19 protein-coding genes are annotated in these 23363 nt (G+C 60.2%); 13 read left to right on the plus strand and 6 right to left on the minus strand.

All coding sequences use genetic code 11. From position 1 onward, the window contains the following. Positions 1-18 precede the first annotated feature (18 nt). Together BLW36_RS12270 and BLW36_RS12275 are read left to right on the plus strand one after the other, a co-directional pair. Positions 19-1299 (plus strand): MFS transporter, encoded by a 1281-nt coding sequence (locus BLW36_RS12270; RefSeq protein WP_091388874.1) that lies wholly within the window; start codon positions 19-21, stop codon positions 1297-1299. Positions 1300-1328: 29 nt separating this feature from the next. Further along, positions 1329-1661 carry an Mpo1-like protein gene (locus tag BLW36_RS12275; RefSeq protein WP_091388876.1) on the plus strand — a complete coding sequence of 111 codons (333 nt, stop codon included), beginning with the start codon at positions 1329-1331 and terminating at the stop codon, positions 1659-1661. A 118-nt stretch (positions 1662-1779) separates the two neighbouring features. On the opposite strand, the gene BLW36_RS12280 is transcribed toward BLW36_RS12275, so the two are convergent. Next, the gene (locus BLW36_RS12280; RefSeq protein ID WP_091388878.1) at positions 1780-3288 is read right to left on the minus strand and encodes a fumarate hydratase; all 1509 of its coding nucleotides are present in this window, start codon (positions 3286-3288) and stop codon (positions 1780-1782) included. A 151-nt stretch (positions 3289-3439) separates the two neighbouring features. After that, entirely contained in the window at positions 3440-4180 is a 741-nt protein-coding gene (locus BLW36_RS12285; RefSeq protein ID WP_091388880.1) for a hypothetical protein, read from the minus strand. 344 nt (positions 4181-4524) lie between these two features. On the opposite strand from BLW36_RS12285, the gene sodB reads away from it, so the two are divergent. Further along, positions 4525-5106, plus strand: coding sequence for a superoxide dismutase [Fe] (sodB, locus tag BLW36_RS12290; protein WP_091388883.1), 582 nt, complete (start codon positions 4525-4527; stop codon positions 5104-5106). 96 nt (positions 5107-5202) lie between these two features. Then, positions 5203-7095: a DUF885 domain-containing protein gene (locus BLW36_RS12295; RefSeq protein ID WP_091388886.1), complete on the plus strand. Its 1893-nt coding sequence runs from the start codon at positions 5203-5205 to the stop codon at positions 7093-7095. A 216-nt stretch (positions 7096-7311) separates the two neighbouring features. Here BLW36_RS12295 and BLW36_RS12300 read toward each other — a convergent pair whose 3' ends face one another. After that, positions 7312-8247: a universal stress protein gene (locus BLW36_RS12300; RefSeq protein ID WP_091388889.1), complete on the minus strand. Its 936-nt coding sequence runs from the start codon at positions 8245-8247 to the stop codon at positions 7312-7314. A 188-nt stretch (positions 8248-8435) separates the two neighbouring features. On the opposite strand from BLW36_RS12300, the gene BLW36_RS12305 reads away from it, so the two are divergent. From BLW36_RS12305 to BLW36_RS12315, 3 genes are read left to right on the plus strand one after another with little or no spacing between them, the layout of a single operon-like run. Next, a complete protein-coding gene (locus BLW36_RS12305) occupies positions 8436-9947 on the plus strand; it encodes a thymidine phosphorylase family protein (RefSeq protein ID WP_091388892.1) in 1512 nt (503 codons plus the stop codon). After that, entirely contained in the window at positions 9947-10861 is a 915-nt protein-coding gene (locus tag BLW36_RS12310; RefSeq protein WP_091388896.1) for a ribose-phosphate diphosphokinase, read from the plus strand. The genes BLW36_RS12305 and BLW36_RS12310 overlap by 1 nt, the downstream gene beginning before the upstream one ends. A gap of 4 nt (positions 10862-10865) precedes the next feature. Further along, positions 10866-12221, plus strand: coding sequence for an MBL fold metallo-hydrolase RNA specificity domain-containing protein (locus BLW36_RS12315; RefSeq protein ID WP_091388899.1), 1356 nt, complete (start codon positions 10866-10868; stop codon positions 12219-12221). A 4-nt stretch (positions 12222-12225) separates the two neighbouring features. Here BLW36_RS12315 and BLW36_RS12320 read toward each other — a convergent pair whose 3' ends face one another. From BLW36_RS12320 to BLW36_RS12330, 3 genes are all read right to left on the minus strand, one after another. Beyond that, positions 12226-13491 carry a C69 family dipeptidase gene (locus tag BLW36_RS12320; protein ID WP_091388902.1) on the minus strand — a complete coding sequence of 422 codons (1266 nt, stop codon included), beginning with the start codon at positions 13489-13491 and terminating at the stop codon, positions 12226-12228. 273 nt (positions 13492-13764) lie between these two features. Continuing rightward, the gene (hda, locus tag BLW36_RS12325) at positions 13765-14478 is read right to left on the minus strand and encodes a DnaA regulatory inactivator Hda (RefSeq protein WP_091388905.1); all 714 of its coding nucleotides are present in this window, start codon (positions 14476-14478) and stop codon (positions 13765-13767) included. Position 14479: 1 nt separating this feature from the next. Next, the gene (locus tag BLW36_RS12330; RefSeq protein WP_091388910.1) at positions 14480-15577 is read right to left on the minus strand and encodes a DUF2066 domain-containing protein; all 1098 of its coding nucleotides are present in this window, start codon (positions 15575-15577) and stop codon (positions 14480-14482) included. Positions 15578-15990: 413 nt separating this feature from the next. Here BLW36_RS12330 and purM point away from each other — a divergent pair, with 413 nt between their 5' ends. The 6 genes from purM (at position 15991) to BLW36_RS12360 (ending at position 23340) form a co-directional block, all read left to right on the plus strand. Continuing rightward, positions 15991-17040 carry a phosphoribosylformylglycinamidine cyclo-ligase gene (gene purM / locus BLW36_RS12335; RefSeq protein WP_091388913.1) on the plus strand — a complete coding sequence of 350 codons (1050 nt, stop codon included), beginning with the start codon at positions 15991-15993 and terminating at the stop codon, positions 17038-17040. Beyond that, a complete protein-coding gene (gene purN, locus BLW36_RS12340; RefSeq protein ID WP_091388915.1) occupies positions 17040-17693 on the plus strand; it encodes a phosphoribosylglycinamide formyltransferase in 654 nt (217 codons plus the stop codon). Before purM ends, purN begins: the two co-directional genes overlap by 1 nt. 264 nt (positions 17694-17957) lie before the next feature. After that, the gene (locus BLW36_RS12345; RefSeq protein ID WP_244506247.1) at positions 17958-18680 is read left to right on the plus strand and encodes a DUF3108 domain-containing protein; all 723 of its coding nucleotides are present in this window, start codon (positions 17958-17960) and stop codon (positions 18678-18680) included. A 239-nt stretch (positions 18681-18919) separates the two neighbouring features. Then, entirely contained in the window at positions 18920-20308 is a 1389-nt protein-coding gene (locus BLW36_RS12350) for an OmpP1/FadL family transporter (protein WP_091388918.1), read from the plus strand. Positions 20309-20954: 646 nt separating this feature from the next. Next, the gene (locus tag BLW36_RS12355) at positions 20955-22301 is read left to right on the plus strand and encodes a CmpA/NrtA family ABC transporter substrate-binding protein (RefSeq protein WP_425286757.1); all 1347 of its coding nucleotides are present in this window, start codon (positions 20955-20957) and stop codon (positions 22299-22301) included. A gap of 43 nt (positions 22302-22344) precedes the next feature. Next, positions 22345-23340 (plus strand): ABC transporter permease, encoded by a 996-nt coding sequence (locus BLW36_RS12360; protein WP_091388926.1) that lies wholly within the window; start codon positions 22345-22347, stop codon positions 23338-23340. Positions 23341-23363 lie beyond the last annotated feature (23 nt).

Here is a 23363-nt window from a genome sequence, read left to right on the forward strand (position 1 = left end):
CAGACAGAGCAGCGACCAGTGACAATAACGACAAGCCTGGAATCGGTAACCAGCGCCGGCGGCTCCCAGCGCTGGCGCCTGACCGCAGTACTGATGGTCACGGTGTTCGTGGCCTATCTCGACCGCATGAACATCAGCCTGGCACTGCCACTGATGGCGGAAGAGTTTGCCTGGAACCTGGAACAGAAGCAGTTCTATGGTTCCCTGCTGATGAGCCTGTTTTACGTGGCTTACGGCCTTTCCAATCTGCTCATGACCCCGCTGGCCGCGCGGCTGGGGCCACGCAGCAGCCTGCTGGCGATCGCCCTGCTTTGGTCGCTGTTCACGGCGCTGGGGGCTTTCTTCAGCCAGTTCGTGCTGTTGTTGTGTGCATCTCGTGTGCTTCTCGGGCTGTCCGAGGGCGTGCACTTCCCGATGGCCAGTGCATTGGTGCAGCGCTGGTTTCCGCTGCATGAACGCAGCCGCGCCAACAGTATCTGGATTGCCGGCCTGTTCCTGGCCATCCTCAGCGGGCCGCTGTTGCTGGTACCGCTGATGCACCTGTTCGGCTGGCGCGCCGGCTTCTACTGCCTGGCGATAGGCGGCCTGGCCCTGAGCCTGCCGCTGATCCGGCGCTGGGTTTACGACACACCGGCAGCACACCCGCGCCTCAATGCGTCAGAGAGGAGTTACCTCGAGCAACACCTCCCCCCCGCGGGACCGGCCGCACCCCTCGACTGGGGGCAGCTGCGGGACCTGGTGACCCCGGCGTTTGGCCTGATGATGCTGGTGGGCATCCTGAACAATATGGCATCGCTGGGCATTGCCAGCTGGCTGCCCACCTACCTGGCCAGCAAGGAGGGGGTCGATTACCGCGACCTCAGCTATCTGGCCGCCCTGCCCTATGTCTTTTCCTTTGCCGGCATGGCCTGCTGGGCACATCTGGGAGATCACGCCAACAATCGCGGCGCACTCGCTGCGTCCGGATTCACGATCGCCGGCATCGCGGTGTACTGCGCTTTCCGCGCCGAGCCGCTGTGGCTGGTAATGACACTGATGAGCTTTTCGGTGTTTTTTATCTCCGCCTACAACGCCTGCGAATTCGCCATGGTGCAGCGCCTGCTGCCGGCGGAATGTGCGGCGGAGGGCACCGGTGTTTATAACGGCCTGTCGACCATGGTCGGCGGCGGACTGGGCACGGCACTGATGGGACAGCTGATGGCGGACGGCAGCAGTACCATCGACGCCTGGCCGGTGTTGCTGCTGTTTCTCGCCGCCGCCATCGCCATCGGCACGCTCGGGCGGATCTGCCGCTACTGAGGCCAATTCACACTACAGGGAGAAAAAAAATGTCCATACCGGATAACAGTCTCGCCGAGTTCTATCCGTACTACCTGGAGCAGCATCGCGACGCGCGCTGCCGCGCGTGGCACTTCGCCGGCACCGCACTGGGGTTGGCCGCGCTGGTCGCCGCCATTGTCACCGCCAATGCATGGTTGGTGCTGGCGGGTTTGGGCAGCGCTTACGCCTGCGCCTGGAGCGGCCATTTTCTGTTCGAGAAAAACACCCCCGCCGCCTTTACCAATCCGTTCTACAGCTTCGTATGCGACTTCATGATGTTTCGCGACCTGCTGCTCGGACGGCTTTCGTGGCGCGATTCCGGCACAGAAAAAAGCCAGTAGGTCCGCAGGCTGCAATGATGCGCCGATAGCGAACAGTCTCGCGGCAATACTCAATTCACGGGCACAAAAAAGGCCGGGTCCCCTGCGGGGCCCGGCCTTTTTTCCGGGGGGAAGCGGGTTAAACCGCGCCCTCCTCGATCTTCGCCTTCCAGATCAGCGGTCCGGTGTTGTGCACCGACTCGCCCTGGCTGTCCACCGCCACGGTAACCGGCATATCCTCGACCTCGAACTCATAGATCGCTTCCATACCCAGTTCCGGGAAGGCCACCACCTCGGCATTCTTGATCGCCTGGGCGACCAGGTAAGCGGCGCCGCCGACTGCCATCAGGTAGACCGCCTTGTTGTCGCGGATCGCGTCGATTGCGGTCGGGCCGCGCTCGGCCTTGCCGATCATGCCCAGCAGGCCGGTCTCTTCCAGCATGGTGCGGGTGAACTTGTCCATGCGGGTGGCGGTAGTCGGACCGGCCGGGCCCACCACTTCCTCGCGTACCGGATCCACCGGGCCAACGTAGTAGATAAAGCGGCCGGCCAGATCCACCGGCAGCTTCTCGCCCTTGGCCAAGATATCGACCATCTTCTTGTGCGCCGCGTCGCGGCCGGTCAGCATCTTGCCGTTCAGCAGCAGGGTCTCGCCCGGCTGCCAGCTCAGTACGTCTTCGCGGGTCACCTCATCGAGATTGACACGGCGGGTGTTGCCGCCGGCCTCGCGGGTGATCGCCGGCCAGTCTTCCAGCTTCGGCGGCGTCTGGCGTGCGGGGCCGCTGCCATCGAGCGTGAAATGGGTGTGGCGGGTAGCGGCGCAGTTGGGGATGATCGCCACCGCCTTGTTGGCGGCGTGGGTCGGGTAGTCCTTGACCTTCACATCCAGCACGGTCGTCAGACCACCGAGGCCCTGGGCGCCGATACCCAGCTTGTTGACCTTATCGTACAGTTCCAGGCGCAGTTCCTCGGCACGATTGCTCGCACCGCGCTCCTGCAGCTCCTGGATATCGATCGGATCCAGCAGGGATTCCTTCGCCAGCAGCATCGCCTTCTCGGCAGTGCCGCCGACACCGATACCCAGCATGCCCGGCGGACACCAGCCGGCGCCCATCTGCGGCACCATCTTCAGCACCCAGTCGACCACGGAGTCGGACGGGTTCAGCATCGCGAACTTGCTCTTGGCCTCACTGCCGCCGCCTTTGGCCGCGACATATACCTCGACGGTGTCGCCCGGCACGATTTCGTAATGGATCACCGCCGGGGTGTTGTCGCCGGTGTTCTTGCGGGCGCCGTCCGGATCCTCGAGGATGGACGCCCGCAGTACGTTGTCCGCATTCATGTAGGCGCGGCGCACACCCTCGTTGACCATGTCGGTCACGCTTATGTCCGCATCCCACTGCACGTTCATGCCCACTTTCAGCTTCACGGTCACGATACCCGTGTCCTGGCAGATCGGGCGGTGGCCCTGGGCACACATGCGCGAGTTGATCAGGATCTGGGCCATGGCGTCCTTGGCCGCCGGGTTGGCTTCCTTCTCGTAGGCCTTGTTCAGGGCCTGAATGAAGTCCTGCGGGTGGTAGTAGGAGATGAATTGCAGCGCGTCGGCGACGCTGTCGATCAGGTCATCCTGGCGGATAGTGGTCATGGGCGCTCCAGTTAAGGTATCTGGCGGTTAAGTCTCGAGGCGGGCGATTTTACACGAAATGTAGGGTTATTGGCGGGCCTTGCCGCGATCAAATGGCACAAAAAAGGGCGAACCTCTGGTTCGCCCTTTTGCCGTCGCTGTGCGACTGTAATTACATCGACGAGGCCGTAGAACCACCCTGCAGCGAGCGGATAGCGTCGCGCAGCTGCACCAGGTCCTTGTTGACCGTGCGGCGGTAGGCGTCGATGGACTCCACTGCCTCTTCGTTGGCGCCGACGCGCGCGGTCAGGTCACTGCGCACGGATGCCAGCTGGCGCTCCAGCCGCGCCAGCTTGTCGGCGGTCTCGCGCTGACTGGCACTATTGGACTTGCGCAGTTCCGCCAGCGCCGACTCAACGGCGGCAATTTTCTTCACGCTGGCACTCATGCCATTGACCTTGCTGGTCAGGGCCGCGACCTGCTTCTTGTTCGCGTCCGCGGCACTCTTGTTGGCGGCGATGCTCTTACGATTGGTGTCGTAAGCGACGCCCCACAACTTGCGGATCTCGGCAGCGTTGTCCTTGGCCTTGGCGTTCAGCACCTCAACCGAGGCCGAGGATTCCTCATCGGACATCTCGAAGCGCTTCTCCAGCTCGGCGATACGGCTCTCGGCATCGACCAGCTGTACCCGGCTGGCCTGCCACTGCTGATACAGGAAGGCCGCCGCAGCGAGACCGGCCAGTGCCAGAATCAGCGCGAACAGACCCAGTACCGAGAAGCCGCCACGCCGCTCTTCCACCGCCGAAGCGGCCTCCGGCTCGGGCCGGCGCGGGGCGCTGCGGCCAATCGGTCTGTTGTCCAGTTGCGGCTCTATGGCGGCGCTGCCGTCCAATGTGGGCTCTCTGCGTTGCATGTTTGAAAATACCCGATATTTTTAATGGACCCGCGCTGTTGTGAAAATCGTGGGCGCGGGACCGGTGATTGGTCGAAATGAGCGGCAGTTATACCAAAAACTGACGAAAAAGTAAGCAGCTACGACTTAAGCCTAGCAGCCGGGAGCCAAAAGGCGCCAGTTGCGATCACCCGCTCCGTTGGACTGTTTTTGCAGCAAAACGGCCGAGAAATCAACAATATTCCACTTAGACCCTTGTTATCGTGGATTTACGCCCTATTCAACACATATGCCGGCTTAATTCTGATATGCCGCGCGTGTAGAATGCCCTCACCAATAACCTGACACAAAGGAAGGAAGACACCATGGCTTTCGAATTGCCCGATCTCCCCTACGCGAAGAATGCCCTGGAACCGCACATCTCCGAGGAAACCCTGGAGTATCACTACGGCAAACACCACAAGACTTATGTGGACAAGCTTAACGGTCTGCTGGAAGGCACCCCCGACGCCGACAAGTCCCTGGAAGAGGTAGTCAAGTCCTCCTCCGGCGGCGTGTTCAACAATGCCGCCCAGATCTGGAACCACACCTTCTACTGGAACTGCCTGAGCCCGAACGGCGGCGGCGAGCCGAGCGGCGCCGTGGCCGAGGCCATCAACAAGGCCTTCGGTTCCTTCGACAAGTTCAAGGAAGAGTTCACAACCAGCGCCGTGAACAACTTCGGTTCCGGCTGGACCTGGCTGGTCAAGAAAAGCGACGGCTCCGTAGCCATCGTGAACACCTCCAACGCCGGCACCCCGCTGACCGAAGCGGATCAGACTCCGCTGCTGACCTGCGACGTCTGGGAGCATGCCTACTACATCGACTACCGCAACCTGCGTCCGAAGTACATGGAAGCCTTCTGGGCCCTGGTCAACTGGGACTTTGTAAACCAGAACTTCGCCTGATTGCGGCGACGGTGAAAAAGCGGGCCCAGTGCCCGCTTTTTCCGTTAAAAACACGATAAAAAAGACAACTATCACTCGAATACCGGGAAAGCACACATGAAGTTGATACCGACCCTGCTCGCCACCGCCATCAGCGCGCTGGTTTTGACAGGCTGTGACCGCGGCCAGGAACCCAAGGCCCCGGAGCAGAGCGCTACCGAAGTCACCAGCGACAGCGCCGAATCCACTACAAAATCTGCCACAGAAGCAACGCAGGCGGACGCCGAGGCGATCGCCCAGGCCAACCAGATGTTTGAGGACTTCTTCCAAGAACACCTGGACCGCAGCCCCGAATTCAAGACCTTCCTCGGCATAAAAGAGGATTACGGCAAGTGGAACAACCTGTCGCCGGAGTTCGAACAGGAGACGCACCAGATCAACCAGCGCCAGCTGGCCGAGCTGAACAAGCTCGACCCGAGCAAGCTGGACGACGCCACCCGCCTGAGCCTGAAACTGGCCAAGCGCAATCTGAAGCAGGATATTGACGGCTACAAGTGGCGCCTGCACACCTATCCGGTCAACCAGATGTACGCCGTGCATACCGGTGTAGCCTCACTGCTGATCAACCAGCACCGCGTTGACAACGTCGAGGACGCGGAGGCTTATATCGCCCGCCTGAACGCATTGCCGGAACATTTCGCCCAGCTGGAGAAAAACCTGCAAGAGCGCGCCGAAGCCGGCACGATTGTGCCCAAATTTGTCTTCCCCTATGTGATCAGCGATGCGAAGAACCTGATCAGCGGTGCGCCGTTTGACGACGGCAAGGACAGCACTCTGTTCGCCGACTTCAAGGGCAAAGTGGACAAGCTGGAGATTTCCGACGACAAGAAGGAACAGCTGATCGGCAAGGCCAAGTCCGCGATGCTGAGCAGCGTCGGCCCCGCCTACGAGAGTCTGATCGACACCCTGCAACAGCTGGAGAAGCGCGCCACCACTGACGACGGCGCCTGGAAGCTCGCCAATGGTGACGACTTCTACAACTTCCGTCTCAATGTCTACACCACGACCGATATGACTGCCGATGAGATCCACGAGATCGGCCTCAAGGAAGTGGCACGTATTCACGACGAGATGCGCGAAATCATGAAGAAGGTGGGCTTTGAAGGCAGCCTGCAGGAATTCTTCGAGTTCATGCGCACCGACGACCAGTTCTACTACCCGAACACCGAAGAGGGTAAGAAAGAGTACCTGGACAACGCCACCGCAATCATCGACACGATGAAGGGGCGTCTGGACGAGCTGTTTATCACCAAGCCCAAGGCCGACCTGATTGTGAAGGCGGTGGAACCCTTCCGCGAGAAATCCGCCGGCAAGGCCTTCTACCAGCGCCCGGCGCCGGATGGCTCGCGCCCGGGCATCTACTACGCCAATCTGTACAACATGAAGGATATGCCCACCTACCAGATGGAGGCGCTCGCCTACCACGAGGGCATTCCCGGGCACCATATGCAACTGTCCATCGCCCAGGAACTGCAGGATATTCCCAAGTTCCGCAAGTTTGGCGGCTACACCGCTTACACCGAAGGTTGGGGCCTCTACTCCGAGCTGGTGCCGAAGGAGATCGGTTTCTACCAGGACCCCTACTCCGATTTCGGCCGCCTGGCGATGGAACTGTGGCGTGCCGGCCGCCTGGTCGTCGACACCGGCATCCACAACAAGAAGTGGACCCGCGAGGAAGCCATCAATTACCTGAAGGAAAACACGCCCAACCCGGAAGGCGACGTAACAAAGGCCATCGAGCGCTATATCGTCATGCCGGGCCAGGCCACCGCCTACAAGATCGGCATGCTGAAGATTGTCGAGCTGCGCGAAAAGGCCAAACAGGAACTGGGCGACCAGTTTGACGTCCGCGCTTTCCACGACACCATCCTGGCCAACGGCGCAGTGCCGCTGGATGTACTCGAAGAACTGGTGGACGAGTGGATTGCCGAGGTCAAAGCTCAGCAATAATTCCCCTCCCTCCCAAAAAGGCCGCCAACCGGCGGCCTTTTTTTCTCACACTGTCAGCAAATCAGTGGCACGATTCCGCCATTTTCCGTAACTCGCGGGCGATTAACCCCTGATCGAGCGGCTCCTGCCTGATCGTCAGATACTGAAGACTCGTGGCTGGCACACACGACAAAGCACCGGGCCGGATCAAAGAAAGCACTCAGAAAACTGGGAGCTTCAGCCTTTTACCGGCGAGACAAAGTCGCTGGGTTTCAGCGCCAGCAGCGAGCATCGCACTTTTTGCAGAATATTCTCCGCCGTATTGCCCATGATAAAGCCGGGAATACCGGTGCGTCCGACGGTGCCCATGACCAGTATGTCGAATTTCTTTTCGTCGATCAGTAACGGAATAAAGCGGTCGGGGCGGGCGATGGCATGGTTCACATCCAGCTTGCCGCCGATGCCAGATGCCTGAATCAACACATCGAGTTTCGAGCGGTGTTTGGAGCGGGCCGCCTCGGTTGCCCTGTCCAGCTCCTCGTCGGAGGCACTGAGCGGAAAGTTGTGGCGCAAATATTCATCCACGTCGTAATCCCAGCAGGAAATAACGTGCAACTCGCCGCTGCAGGTATCGGCCAGCGCCCGCGACCAGCGCAGCAAGCGAATCGCCAGGTCATAGGCACTGGCCTCCTCGCAATCCGGGTCCACGGCCACCGCCACATCGATCTCCTTGTGCGGATCGGTGATCGGGCGGCACAGCCACACCGGGCAGGGACACTTGCGCAGCAGCTCCATATCCATAGCCTTGAAGCCCTTACGCTGGCTGCGGCCCTCGACGTTTTTTATCACCAGGTCGTAGCCTTCATCGAGAACCCGGTGAATCACCCGCTCCGCCGGCCTGCTACCGCAGTCCGCCTCCACTTCGAGATCCAGCTGATCCTCTGTCAGCTGCAGTTCTTCCCGCACCGCCGACAGGCTTTCCAGCACCCGCTCCTTCAGCGCATCCATACAGAGCTGACTGTAATCTGCAAACTCCTCCGGTACCGCCGGACAAACGACCAGTACCTTGACTGCCGCATGATTGTTGCGCGCAATGGCGAGGGCCTGCAGCAAGCCGCTGCTATCGTCGCCGGTAGCGTGGCTCACATACAGAACATTATGAAAATTTGGCATATAGCTAACCGTGAGTTACGCGAACCAGGAAATAAAAATGGCAAAAACACCTTCGCATCGAACGCAGCTGCCACAATTTAGTATTGTGGCAGCTGCGCGATTCAAACAGGGGAAATCTGGCAAAACGATTTGCGCTAAAGCCACAGCCCGACGGACAATCAGCGGGAACCAACGGTGGAAAACTCTCGATGATAAAAAGCGGCCAACTGCACGCCTTCCACCTGGGTATAGATACCCATGAAGAGGCAGTTGTGTATATGCGCAGCGATTGCGATATCTGCCGCGCCGAGGGTTTCACCGCCAATACGCGACTGCAGATTCACGCCGGCGAAAAAAACTTGATCGCCACCCTCAATATTGTCAGCCATTCGGTACTGCCACCGGACTTCATCGGCTTTTCCAACAGTGCCTGGCACTACCTTCGCCTGCAGCACGGACAGCTTGTGCGGGCGCGTCACGCGCCATTGGTTAACTCGCTATCGGCACTGCGCAAAAAAATTTACGGCCACGAACTGAATGCACTGGAGATAAATGGCATCATTCACGACATTAGCCGCCGTCTCTACTCGGACATCGAGATTGCCAGTTTTCTGACCGCCTGTGCCGGCGGGCGCCTGTCGCTGGCGGAGATCACAGCCCTGACCCGTGCGATGGTGCACACCGGCAACCAACTGCACTGGCCCGGTAAAGACAGGGTGTTCGACAAACACTGTGTCGGCGGCCTGCCCGGCAATCGCACCTCGCCGATCGTCATCGCCATTGCCAGCGCGGCTGGCCTGATGATTCCGAAGACTTCGTCCCGCGCCATCACCTCCCCCGCGGGTACCGCCGACACCATGGATGTCCTGACCGAGGTGGACCTGACGCTGGAACAACTGCAAAAAGTGGTTACCGAAACCGGCGCCTGCCTCGCTGCCGGTGGCAAGGTGGGGCTCAGCCCGACCGACGACCTGCTGATCCGCATCGAACGCGCGCTGGACCTCGACAGCGAGGGGCAGCTGGTGGCGTCGGTGCTGTCGAAGAAAGTCGCTGCCGGTTCCAACCATATACTGATCGACATGCCGGTCGGCCCGACGGCCAAATTGCGTAACCTTGAGCAGGCGGATCAACTGGCGGAACTGTTTTACGGTGTCGCGGCCGCACTGCAGCTGAAAGTTCGCTGCGTGATTACCGACGGCGCTCAAACCATCGGCTATGGCATAGGCCCGAACGAAGAGGCGCGCGATGTGCTAGCCGTACTGCGCAACTCCGCCGATGCTCCACCCGACCTCACCGAGCGTGCGCTATACCTCGCCGGGCAGCTGCTGTCGATGCACTCCGGCGATTCTGATACGGCGTCACTGCAGCAAGCTCGGGAAATTCTCTATTCGGGGCAGGCGTGGCAGCAGTTCAAGCGAATCTGTGACGCCCAGGGCGGGCTCAAGGAAATTGTCGAGGCGCCCTATCACTCGGAACTGCGCGCCACCAGCGAAGGGCGCCTGCTGAAGATGGATAACCGGCGCCTGGCACAGCTGGCCAAACTTGCCGGCGCGCCCTCCTCTGCCGCCGCGGGGCTGCGCCTGCGGGTCAAGGTCGGCGCTTCAATCGTCCCCGGCCAACCCCTCGCGACGCTGTACGCGGACAGCCCCGGCGAGCTGGCCTATGCGCGGGAATATTTCCGCCAGAACCGCGACCTGTTCCAGATAGGTACCACATCGTGATGCCGCTGCTGTTCACGCTCGACCCCGCGCTGCCGCTGTTCAAGCCGCTGTACGACGGCCTGCCGGCAGAGGCCGGCGCGCTCGAGTACCGCCATTTTCCCGACGGAGAAACCTATCTGCGAGTTGAAACGCCGGTTGCCGGGCGCAATTGCATATTGCTCGCGGACCTGACGCGACCCGACACGAAATTCCTGCCATTGCAGTTCCTCGCGGCCACGCTGCGCGAGCTCGGTGCCGACTCGGTGGGACTCGTGGCCCCCTATCTGTGCTACATGCGACAGGATCGCCGCTTCCAGAGCGGCGAGGCGCTGACGTCGCGCCTGTTCGCACGGTGGATTTCACGGGAAGTGGACTGGCTGATCACCGTGGATCCCCACCTGCACCGCTATCACAGTCTGGCGGAAATCTACTCGGTCCCGGCCTGCGCCCTTGCCGGGGCACCGGTACTGGTGCACTGGCTTACGCAGCGGGGCGAACCCTGCCTGTTGGTGGGACCAGATGCGGAAAGCCGCCAGTGGGTGGAAAGAATTGCGCAGCAATGCGGACTGCCGTTCATTGTCGGTAACAAGGAGCGCCGTGGCGATCGCGACGTGACAGTGCAGCTACCAGAAATTACCGCCGAGCAGGCGGCGCTGCACAGCGCGGTCATTGTCGATGACGTGATCTCCAGTGGTCACACGGTGCTGCAAACCATCGCCAGGTTGCAGGCAGCCGGCTTTACCGCCATTGACTGTCTCGCCGTACACGGATTGTTTGCCGGCGACGCACGACAGCGGCTACTCAGCGCCGGCGTACGCCACCTGGTCGTCAGTAACAGTATCCCGGGCGCTGCACCGATGGTCGATCTGTGCCCGCTGCTACTGCAGCCGATCCACCAGATGCTAGCGGACCTAAGACATCGGCACGGAGCCTGAGCCCATGAAACTGATTTTTCTCGGCGCGACCCAAACAGTTACCGGTTCAAAGTTTCTGGTAGAGGATGGACGCCACAGTTTTCTCGTCGACTGCGGGCTGTTCCAGGGCTACAAATGGCTGCGCGAGCGCAACTGGCAGCCGCAGGCGTTCTCGATCGAAAAGCTCGACGGCATAGTGCTGACCCACGCCCATATCGATCACTCCGGCTATATCCCGCGCCTTTACAAGCAGGGCTTCCGCGGACCAGTCTACTGCCACCACGCCACGCGCGATCTTTGCGCCATACTGTTGCCGGACAGCGGCCGCATCCAGGAGGAGGATGCGCTGTTTTACGCCCGGCACAAACTGAGCAAACACAAAAAACCGGAACCGCTCTATGACGGCGAGACTGCGGAGCGCTGCCTGGAACTCTTCCAGCCGGTGGACTTCGGTGAGAAGTTTGCACTGGGCAACAGCCGCATTCACCTGCAACCGGCCGGGCATATTCTCGGCGCCGGTTGCGCGATCCTGGAAAACGAAGGCACCCGTGTCGGGTTTTCCGGTGATGTGGGTCGCCCGCACGATCTGATCATGCGGCCACCACAGCCTTTGCCGGAGCTGGACCTGCTGCTACTGGAATCCACCTACGGCGACCGCCTCCACCCGGAAGTGGATATCCCCGCGCAGCTGGCAAAGGTTGTCAACGATACGGCAAGCGGCGGCGGTGTGCTGCTGATTCCGAGTTTCGCTGTGGGCCGCGCCCAGACCCTGCAATATCTGCTGGTCACGCTGATGAAAAGCGGCGTCATTCCGCAACTGCCGATCTTTCTCGACAGTCCCATGGCGATCGACGTCTCCGATATTTACTGCCGTTACGCCGACCAGCACCGCCTGACACCCGAGGACTGCCAATTCATGCAGAGCGGTATCACCTACACCCACAGCGTGGCGGAATCCAAGGCACTGGAGGAAATCCGCTACCCGCACATCATCATCGCCGGCAGCGGCATGGCCACCGGCGGGCGCATACTGCACCACATGAAACGGCTGCTGCCCAACCACCGCACCACGCTGCTGTTTGCCGGCTACCAGGCCGGCGGCACCCGCGGCGCGCTGCTGACCGGCGGCGGCCTGTCGGTAAAGATTCACGGCGAGCAGGTGCCCTGCAAGGCGAGGATTGAAATGATCGAAGGCCTGTCGGCCCACGCGGATTACCGCGAACTGTGTGACTGGCTGCAGCAGTCACAGCTGCGCCCGGATACGCCGATCCAACTGGTCCACGGTGAACCCGACGCGGCGGACTCGCTGCGGTTTTATCTGAAGGAACATACGTCTTATCACCCGGTGGTGGCGGAGTACCGTCAGGTATTGCATCTGTGAATGTTCACAGTGCATCGAGGCGGTTCAGCTTTTTCCAGAAGCGATCGTAGCTGGAATACCAGCGATAATTCGGCTCCCGGTCCCCGGCCCGCTGCCGCCAGCGCCTGTGCCAGTCTTGCGCCATTTCACTGACCGCCGCGACCGAGTCGCCGTCGGCCATCGCCACAAATAATTGCTGCTCCACCCTATCCCGGTCCTCGCGCAGCTGCGCGCAAAATGCGTGATCCTGCAACGCGCGGCGATGCACTTTTTCAAACCGGAACCAGGGGCTGTGACGGATATCGCCATCAGCGGAAAAGATCACGCTGCTCGCCGCGGAAAAGTCCACCGGCTGAAACAGAGACAGGCAGGGTGCGGAGGTGCCGGTAACCCACACCTGCGGCGGCGCCCCCGCCGCGAGCCGGACAATCATCGACCCGCAGGTCTGGCTCGGCCGGGTGATACCGCCCGCGTGCATGCACAGATCGCGATTGCTGAAGCCGGAAAAGCACTCGCCATCGCTGTGGTGACTGCGCAGGCTCGCCGCCAGCGTCGCCAGCGACGGGGGTGTCATCGCCGCGAGGGAATCCAGGCTCACCCGGCGGCGCTGTGCTGCACAGCCCATGAATTTCATAAAGCGGGTATCGAAGGCGCGGGCGAAATGGAACGGCTCTCTTCCACGGTAATAGCCGGCGCTACGGGCAAACTCCAGCAGGCCGTCGGAACAGAGATCAAATTCCTCACCAATAGACAGCGCATTGGAAATGGCCGCAAACTGCTCCACCCGCCGCGCCACCCAGTGGCGACCTGCGGTCTCCAGCACCCAGGCTTCAGTGCTATCGGCGATGATAAAGCTGTTGTCGTAGCGAAAGGATTTATCGCGGTGACCGGCAGCACCGCCCTGCCCGTGCGCCTGCAGCAGCTCGGTAATCACTTCCAGCGCCTGCCGCGCGGTCGCGCCGCGCTCGAGCCCCAGGCGCAACAGGTCCATCCCCAGCAGCGCTTCCCCCCGCTTATCCACAAGGCGCGTGAACACCGCCTCATTCCCGATCACCACACCGCGCTCGTTTACGCCTATCTCAGCCCCCCAGATCCACGCTGGCTTGGACAGGATCATGCCGTAGCGCTCCGGCACCTGGGGAATGCGGATATAGGTGGTGCGCAGCTCTTTGCTCTGGTCTCCGCAGACCGGCGGAATGAAGCAGACAATCTGCGCCTCGCTGGGCTCGCGGTCGCTGTTCTTGGCGAACCAGGCTTCACCGGCATTTTTTATTATTTGCGTATCACACATTGCTAGCTTTCCGACTTGCGCGTCTCGAGTAGCTATTCGATCCGCAAGTTTCCCGGGGATTGAACCGTTCACACATCCTGTGCATCACCTTAGTAAACCCCGATGCTACCGAGGTTGCGGCCAATCGAACAGAATTCTGTCGACAGGGTCACGGCGTAATGGCAAACGGGCAAGGGAGGAAGCGGCCAACTGCGGACCGGGGAAATCGCCGGCGCGCGCACAGAACAGCGGCTAACGCCAGCCATTATTCGCGCGACTACCGAGTGCGGGGGATCAGATATTCAGCACCTGCTTGACGAACGGAATGGTGATCTTGCGCTGGGCCATCAGCGAAGCCCGGTCCAGTTGCTCAAGACAGAGAAATAGCGCGCGGGTGTCGCGCGGGGCGCGGTGCAGAATATATTGTGCCACGTCTTCCGGCAGGTCGAAGCCGCGCAGGCGGCTGCGCCGACGCAGGGCAGCGACCTTGTCGCTATCGTCGAGCGGTTGCAGCTGGAAAACCAGCGCCCACTGCAGGCGCGACTGCAGGTCGGCCAACCCTATATCGAGACCGCGGGGAGACTTGCGCGCGCCGAGCAACAGCTGGCCGCCACCGTCCTTGACCCGGTTATACAGATGGAACAGCGCCGTCTGCCACTGCGGATGCCCCTCGAGCAGGTGCAGGTCGTCGATGCACACCAGTTCCAGCTGCTCGAGGCCATCGAGCATCACCGCCGGATCCATCGCCAATAGATCCGTCAGCGGCAGATACTGGAAGCTGCGTCCGCAGGCCTCGGCGCTCTGGCACACGGACTGCAGCAAGTGGCTGACGCCGCTCCCCGCCTCACCCCAGAGGTAGATCACCGGTTCTGGGTTTTCCCCACTGACGAAGGACTGCAGCAGGGTCACCACCTGTCGGTTCGGATCCGAGTCAGACAGATAGAAGTTATCGAAAGTGGCGTCATCCCGCAGGGACACCCCCAACGGCAACTGTTGCGGTGTGGTCATCTCAGTGCCAGCTATAGCGCAACGGGTTTTCCGCGCTGCCCAGAGGCGCGCGGTAGCCGCTCAGGTCGATGGATTCGCTTTCCGCCTCAGCTCGCAGCTTGCGGTTCAGGGCCAGGGCGTCACGCAGATTCTGCAGCTGCACGGAAGTAGTCAGCGCAACGCGCATGCGGTCGCCTTTCACCGACAGCAGGTCTGCGCTGCGGACCTGGGCCAGCTCTTGCAGATAGGCCGAAGCCTCCGTATAGGCGGCGAAGCTGTCGACGCCGGACAATTCGACGATAACCGCGCTCAGCTGGCCGCCGTTGCCCTGCGGGCGCACGGCGTAACGCTGTGCCAGCAGATTGGCGGCCTCGTCGACACCGCGCAGGGCCACCTCTTCCAGAGAGCTGCCGCTAGCGTCAAAGGCATAGCTGCGGCCGCCGTGAATCAGCAGCCAGTTGCCCTGCCAGCGCTGGCCGGAGGCCTCCAGCAGGCGGCCCATCAGTGTGGCATCCGGGTTGTAGCGCACACCGGCGCGCTCCGCGGCACGCTCATCCTGAGCCCAAAGGTTGCCGAGCGGCATGTTGCGCTGATCGTTCAGGTCCATGACCGGAAACTCCACCGGCAGGCCGCGCTCTGTCGCCATGGCATCCACCGCCGCGAACAGTTCCGGGTTGTCTTCCTCACGCAGCGCGCTGCGACCGCCCTGCAGCGTGTCCACCGCCATCCACACCAGCGTTCCCGGGCGGTTGTTCGGCCACATGGGCAATCCCAGCTTGTGCACCTGATCACCCACTGCCTGGGGATCGAAGGACAGGTGCAGGTACAGCTGGTTGTCTTCGCTGGTGTAGCGGAAGCCCTGCACAAACTGCTGGGCCTTTCGCAGGATCGGCTGCAACTGGGGGTTGCTGCCAATCGCCGCATCACCGGTCACCCGCACGAATATCCGCTCCAGCCCGCGGCTGGTGGCGGCAGTGCGGTCGGTGGCGCCGCGGCTCGGTACCGCCTCTACAACGTCATACAGGTCCGGCATGACTCGCGCCTGAGCCGGCAGAACCAGCGTACACAGCACCAGGGCCACTACCTGTGACACCAACCCGTGCCGAAGCAGCTTATGCATCGGATTTCTCCCCAAAACCTCTTGAAATGGCCTGGATGAGCAGGTTGCCTGCCCTTCCGCCTCAAACTTTGAAAGTGGCCGATTCCGCGACGCCAGGCGCCAAAGGTACAGGGAATGGCCAAATTTGCGGCTATTGTATCAGTGTCGGGTATTTCTCCCAGTACCTGGCCCGCATTTCTCGCAAAGACCCGTAGCGAGGTGGTTCCAGGGTGCGTCATGGCTGATTTTAACGACTAGAGGAGCGCGCAGGCGTACTGGCAGTACGTCGAGCACTCCGAACGAGGTAAAAGCAGCCGGGGCGTGCCCTGGAACCACCGCAGTAGGGGATTTGCGAGAAATGCGGGCCTATTCGCACAATCGAGCAAATTTCCACTAGAATACGCGCCCTCTAAATGTCCAGCGCAGGATGAATCATGAGCGATTCCAAGCCCCAGTCCCTCTCTTATAAAGACGCCGGTGTCGACATCGACGCGGGTAACGCCCTGGTAGAGCGTATCAAGCATGTCGCCAAGCGCACCGCCCGCCCGGAAGTGATGGGCGGACTGGGAGGCTTCGGCGCCCTGTGCGAGCTGCCCAGCGGCTACAAGGAGCCGGTGCTGGTATCGGGTACCGACGGAGTGGGCACCAAACTGCGCCTGGCGATGGATCTAGGTATCCACGACAGCATCGGCATCGACCTGGTCGCCATGTGCGTCAACGACCTGGTGGTGGCCGGCGCCGAACCGCTGTTCTTCCTCGACTACTACGCCACCGGCAAGCTGAACGTGGACATTGCCGCGGAAGTGGTATCCGGCATCGGCAAGGGCTGCGAACTGGCCGGCTGCGCCCTGGTGGGCGGCGAGACCGCGGAAATGCCCGGCATGTACGAAGGCGACGACTACGACCTGGCCGGCTTCTGCGTCGGCGTGGTGGAGAAGTCCGAGATTATCGACGGCAGCAAGGTCAAAACCGGCGACGTGTTGATCGGCCTCGGCGCCAGCGGCCCCCACTCCAACGGCTACTCACTGATCCGCAAGGTGCTGGAGATCAGTGACGCCGACCTGCAGCAGGACATGGGCGGCGTAACCCTGGCAAAGGCGCTGATGGCGCCGACGCGGATTTACGTAAAGAGCCTGCTCGAACTGATGAAGAGCACCCAGGTCAACGCCCTGAGCCATATCACCGGCGGTGGCCTGCTGGAAAACCTGCCGCGCGTATTGCCGGAAGGCGCCTGTGCCCGCGTCGATGTCAGCAGCTGGGAACTACCACCGGTGTTCCGCTGGCTGCGCGACGCCGGCAATATCGACGGCCGCGAAATGTACCGTACCTTTAACTGCGGTGTGGGCATGGTGATCTGCGTGCCCGCCGATGCCGCCGACGGGGCGCTGGCAACCCTGCAGAAGCTGGGTGAAGACGCCTTCGTGATCGGCAGCATTGAAGACGCGGCCGCGGATGCCGAAGCGGTAGAGCTGGCAGGTCTTTGATGTCCCAGAGCAAATGTCGGGTTGCCGTCCTGATTTCCGGCAGCGGCACGAATCTGCAGGCACTGATCGACGCCGCCTCCCGTGAAGACGCGGAATTTTCCATCTGCGCCGTAATCAGTAACAAGCCGGAGGCCTATGGCCTGACGCGCGCTACCGAGGCGGGCATTCCCGCCACGGTAGTCAATCACCGCAACTACCCGGACCGCGACACCTTTGACCGCGCCCTGATCGAGGAAATCGACCAGCACGCACCGGACCTGGTGGTACTGGCCGGCTTTATGCGTATCCTGACCCCGGAATTCGTGCGCCATTACAGTGGCCGCCTGCTGAACATCCACCCTTCGCTGCTGCCGAAATACCAGGGGCTGCATACCCACCAGCGTGCGCTCGACGCCGGAGACAGTGAACACGGCGTGACCGTGCACTTTGTCACCGAAGAGCTGGACGGTGGCCCAGCTATCGTGCAGGCGGTGGTTCCGATCGAAGCCGGCGACACCGCCGAGCTGCTCGCCAAGCGTGTACAGGTGCAGGAGCATCTAGTCTACCCACTGGCGGTTACCTGGTTTGCCCAGGGGCGTTTGCGTATGCTGGAGGACCGCTCGGAACTGGACGGCGAACTGCTGCCCCGCAGTGGCAAGCAGATCACCGGTTAAGCGCACCGCACTTTTTCCGGTAAGCCGTGTCTCATTGGCTGATACCGGATTCAGGTTGGGTATAGGATCCGGAGCATACAGTACGCCCTAAGGCCTGTTTGCAGGTCAATCGGGGCTGCGCGCAGCAGGCTTAGTGCCCGCATCCCCTGCGCTACAATTCCGTTTTCGATCAACCCCGGTCCCGCCGCGATGGCGGGCCGCCGCACCGCGCACAAAGCGGCGCTTTGTAAATGCGCGACGCGGTCCGGACATCAGGAGGTCGCAGTGCCAGCGCGTATTTTCGCCTTTTTTCTCATGCTTCTTTCCAGCCAATTGCTCCTTTCCGGCCAGCTGCTGGCCGCAGAGCTACAGCCCTTCAGTGCCACTTACTCTGCCAGCTTCAATGGCATCGGTGTGACCGCGAAGCGTGAGTTGTCGGGCAAGAGCAACAATTGGCGCCTCGATTTCAGTGCCGACTCCCTTTTCGCCAAGATCAGCGAGTACTCGCGTTTCGGCAGCAGGGACGGTCAGCTAATTCCACACCATTACGAATATCACAAGACCGGCCTGGGGCGGGACAAACACACAGTGCTTAATTTCGAGCCAAACCAGAACCGGGTGGTCAACGTTTCCAATGCCAAACGCACACTGGAAAACGCTCCGCAAAATGTGCAGGACAAAATCAGCTATCAGCTGCAACTGGCACTGGATATTGCCAACAACAAGCAGGACCTCGTCTATCAGGTCGCCGATGGCAGAAAAATCCGTAAATACAAATTCGCCGTTGCCGGCACGGAAAAACTGCAGACACCGCTGGGGCCTGTAGAAGCTATCAGAGTTGAGCGGGTGCGGGACGGGGATTCGGAGCGTGAAACGATTATCTGGTTTGCACCCAAATGGAACTACGCGCTGGTGAAATTGATGCAACAGGAAGAAGATGGCAAAACCTACCAAATCTCCTTGACCAAATTATCCATTAACGGAAATAACGTCAGCGCCAATCAATAAAATTCCACTTACCCATTAAAAGCCGAAAAAAAATCGCGACATTCGATAGATTTTTCGGCTTTTTGTCTTTATAAAGTCGCCCGCTTCTACTGTTGGCGTAGTTTGGCATTGCTAGACTATTCGAGCAGGGAATTAATTGCGAAATCCGAAGGCATTTAAAAACGCCTTCCAGCCATGTATCAGTTTTCTTCAACTCTGTTTGTGGCTTTCAGTAATCAGCAATTTAAGAGTGGGATCTCATGAACAAAAACATTCTGCGCCGCGCAGTGCTGGCTGCCGCAATTAGCACCGTGTCCAGCGGCAGTATGGCTGCCGGTTTCTATCTGCAGGAATCCAGCACCTCCGGCCTCGGTCGGGGCTTCGCCGCGGAAAACACCATTGGCGATAACGCCTCGATTCTGGCACGCAACCCCGCGGGTTCCGCGCTGTTCGACCGTATCAGCCTGTCTGGCGGTGTGACCTATGTCAATCCGGAAATCGATGCCGCGGGTGACATCACTCTCTTCTTTGAGACGCCGTTGGGGCCTACCAGCGCAACCTTTTTCGATGAGGCCAATGACTACGCCACCGACGCATTTGTGCCGAATTTCTCCCTGGCCGTACCGATCGACCCCTGCTGGTCTGCGGGCCTGGCGATGTACACTACCTATGGCCTGGAAACCGATTTCGAACCGGACTGGCTGCTGACTAACGTCAACGACAAGACTGAACTGTTGACCATCAATATTCAGCCGTCGATCGCGTACGATTTCAATGATCAATTCAGTATTGGTCTCGCGGCAAACTTCGTCTATGCCGATGCCAAACTGACCACCAAAGTGCCGGCAAACTATCCCCTGGATCCGCCAATCCCGTCCAATCTGTCGATACTGAACTACCACGATGCGGATGACTGGGATGTAAGCTGGGTGATCGGCGCTCTGTGGCGCATCTCCGACCAGACGCGGGTTGGCATTTCCTACCACGCTGAAATCGATCCCGAACTGGAAGGCGATGTCAGCTCAGAGGTTCTGCCGAGTGCGGTGAATCCCACACTGCCGCCATTCAGCAACGCGCGCGGCGATGTAAAACTGGATCTGCCGGATACACTGGAACTCGGCTTCTACCACCGCTTTGACAACGCGTGGGGTATTGCCGCCGGTATCATGTGGACCGATTGGGACGATTTCGAGCGCCTCGAAGCCTTTATACCGGATGGCGGACCGGGCTTCGATCCACTGCTGTTCCGCGAAGAGAATTTTGAGAGTGGCTTCCGCTACAGTATCGCCGGCGAATACTACCCCTGCGATGAAGTCACCTGGCGCATCGGCTACGTATACGATGAGGGCGCGGCCCGCGACGGCGTGAACGAATTGGGCGTGGAAGAAGTACAGAATACCCTGGGCTTCGCCCTGCCGGTAACCTGGCGCAGCCTGTCTATCCCGGATACCGACCGCCAGTGGGTCACTTTCGGCGGCACCTACAAGTTTGACAACCACCTGAGCATTGACGGTGGCTTCGCCTACTTGTGGGGCGATGACGAGACCGTACAGGAATTCACCCGAATTCCGGTACCCACTTACTTCGATGGTGGCACCACCAATATCGAAGCCTGGCTGGCCGGTGTTTCCGTGAACTATTCGTTCTGATCGAGCATAGCCATCTCAGACGAAGGGGGCGGACATCCATGTCCGCCCCCTTCTGCCCCCCTGCGCGACAGCCGCACCACTATCGAGCCCAGATCGCGAAATGACGGTTCGACTCCCGCACCAAAACACCACCCGGCAGTTGCACCTGCACTAAAAAGTCTCACAACCCAGCGCCCCACCCACCCGGAACGAAAACAGCCACTCACGCTTTTTGTCGCGACCGTAATTTCTGCCAAGCCCGGGCTCAGGCACCAGCCGGATACAAAAAATCCCCTAATAAATACATTGACTTAGCTGAACCTTCCCGTCGAGTTATCCCGCTGCAAAAGTGACCTGCCCACCCGCCTCCTAAATTTCATCGAGAAGAACTGGCACGCTCTGTGCAGAGCAGAGATTACGAGGCACATTCGGCCGGCCGGACTAACACCAAGAAAGTGAACCCGTGGCCGCAGAATTCTTCCAGTGCGCTTGACGACAAATATTGAGCCAGCCGATCCACCCGGTTGGCAATGAGCAGAGGCGCTCATCGACACCTGCCCCAGGCAGTCAGTCGATGGGCGCTTTTTTTATGTGTGCAATTTTTACTGTTCTCAACTGGGGAGGCTTTCACATGAAGTGGACACAGGTTTTCAGGCGCGCTGCGCTAATGCTGGGACTGGCAGGCGCTGTGGGACTGCATTCAACGCAGGCGGTGTCGTCCGAACTCGGCTATCCGGAAAAAGAGGAGCTGACCTTCGGCTTTATCAAGCTCACTGATATGGCCCCTATCGCCATCGCTTACGAGAAAGGATTTTTTGAGGATGAGGGTCTCTACGTCACCATAGAGGCGCAGGCCAACTGGAAGGTGCTGCTGGACGGCGTGATCGACGGCCGCCTGGACGGCGCCCACATGCTGGCCGGCCAGCCCATCGCCGCCACCATGGGCTTCGGAACCAAGGCGGATATCATCACCCCCTTCTCCATGGACCTGAACGGCAACGGCATCACCGTCTCCAATGAGATCTGGGAGCAGATGAAGCCGAATATTCCCAAAATGAAAAACGGCCTGCCGGTACACCCGATTAAGGCGGACGCACTGAAGCCGGTAGTGGAAAAATACAAGGCGGATGGCAAGCCTTTCAATATGGGCATGGTGTTCCCGGTATCCACCCACAACTACGAACTGCGCTACTGGTTGGCCGCGGGTGGCATCCATCCCGGCTACTACGCGCCACACAAGGGGGATATCTCCGGGCAGATAGACGCGGACGCCCTGCTCTCGGTGACGCCGCCGCCGCAGATGCCCGCCACTCTCGAAGCCGGAACCATCTATGGCTACTGCGTGGGCGAACCCTGGAACCAGCAGGCGGTGTTCAAGAATATCGGTGTGCCGGTGGTGACCGACTACGAAATCTGGAAAGACAACCCGGAAAAAGTCTTCGGCATCACCAGAGCTTTCGCAAAGAAGTATCCCAACACCACCGTGCGCATCACTCGGGCGCTCATCCGCGCCGCCATGTGGCTCGATGAAAACAACAATGCCAATCGTCCGGAAGCGGTAAAAATTCTCTCACAGTCCAACTATGTCGGCGCCGACTACGACGTAATTGCCAACAGCATGACCGGCACCTTCGAGTATGAGAAAGGCGACAAGCGCGCCGTACCGGACTTCAACGTATTCTTCCGCTACCACGCCACCTATCCCTACTACTCCGACGCCATCTGGTACCTGACGCAGATGCGCCGCTGGGGACAGATTCCGGAAGACAAGAGCGACGATTGGTACAAAGAGCTGGCGGCGAAAGTCTACCGCCCGGACATCTACGCGGCCGCGGCCAAGTCCCTGATTGATGACAAGCTGGCGAGCGCCGACCAGTTCCCCGACTTCGACAGCGAAGACGGCTTCCGCGAACCACAGACCCATTTCATCGACGGCATCGTCTACAACGGCCATAAGCCCAACGACTATATCGACAAGTTTCCGATCGGGCTCAAGGCCGGACAGAAACTCTAACGATCGCAAGATTTACATTGAACAGGAACGCGAGGTGAGGACCATGACATCGACCACCCTGACTGGAAGCAAGCCGGCCGCCTGGAAACTGTCGCAGTTCGACGGCAAGCTGTTTGGCAGTGCCATCAAGACAGTGGTTGTCCCGTTTGCCGGCATCCTGGTATTTCTGATGTTGTGGTCTGTCGCCGCGCAGAATATCGACACCTCCCTGGGCAAGTTCCCCGGGCCTGCCGCCGTGTGGGAGCAATTCGACGCACTCTACCAGGAACACAGCCGCTCGCGGGAAAAGGAAGCCGCCTTCTATGAGCGGCAGCGGGAACGTAACGCGAAGCGAGTGGTGGATGATCCCAGCTACCAGCCAAAGATTCGCGATTACACCGGAAAGGAAACCTTTATCGACCAGGTATTCACCAGCTTGGTCACAGTGATGAGCGGCTTCCTACTCGCCGCGACTATCGCCATTCCGCTGGGGATCGCCACCGGCCTCTCGCGCACACTGAATAGCGCCATCAATCCGGTGGTGCAGGTATTTAAGCCAGTATCGCCGCTGGCCTGGTTACCGCTGGTAACCATGGTAGTAAGCGCTGTCTATACGTCGACGGATCCACTGGTCGCCAAGTCGTTCCTGAATTCGATGTTCACCGTCACCCTCTGCTGCCTGTGGCCGATGGTCATCAATACCGCCGTGGGCGTGGCTGGTATAGACGACGACCTGGTAAATGTCAGTAAGGTGCTGCGCCTGCCGCCACTCAAGCATGTGCAAAAAATCGTACTGCCCGCTTCGGTGCCGATGATCTTTACCGGCATGCGCCTGTCCCTGGGCGTGGCCTGGATGGTGCTGATCGCCGCGGAGATGCTGGCGCAGAACCCGGGGCTCGGAAAATTCGTCTGGGACGAGTTCCAGAACGGCAGCTCCGATTCCCTGGCCCGCATCATGGCGGCAGTCCTCGTAATCGGCTTTATCGGCTTCCTGCTCGACCGCGCCATGCTGCAACTGCAGAAACTGGTTTCCTGGGATCGGGACAGCGTAACCCACTGAGCATCGCCCTGAGAAAAACAGCC

Origin of the sequence: Microbulbifer marinus, assembly GCF_900107725.1 — a bacterium.
Taxonomy (GTDB): Bacteria; Pseudomonadota; Gammaproteobacteria; order Pseudomonadales; family Cellvibrionaceae; genus Microbulbifer; species Microbulbifer marinus.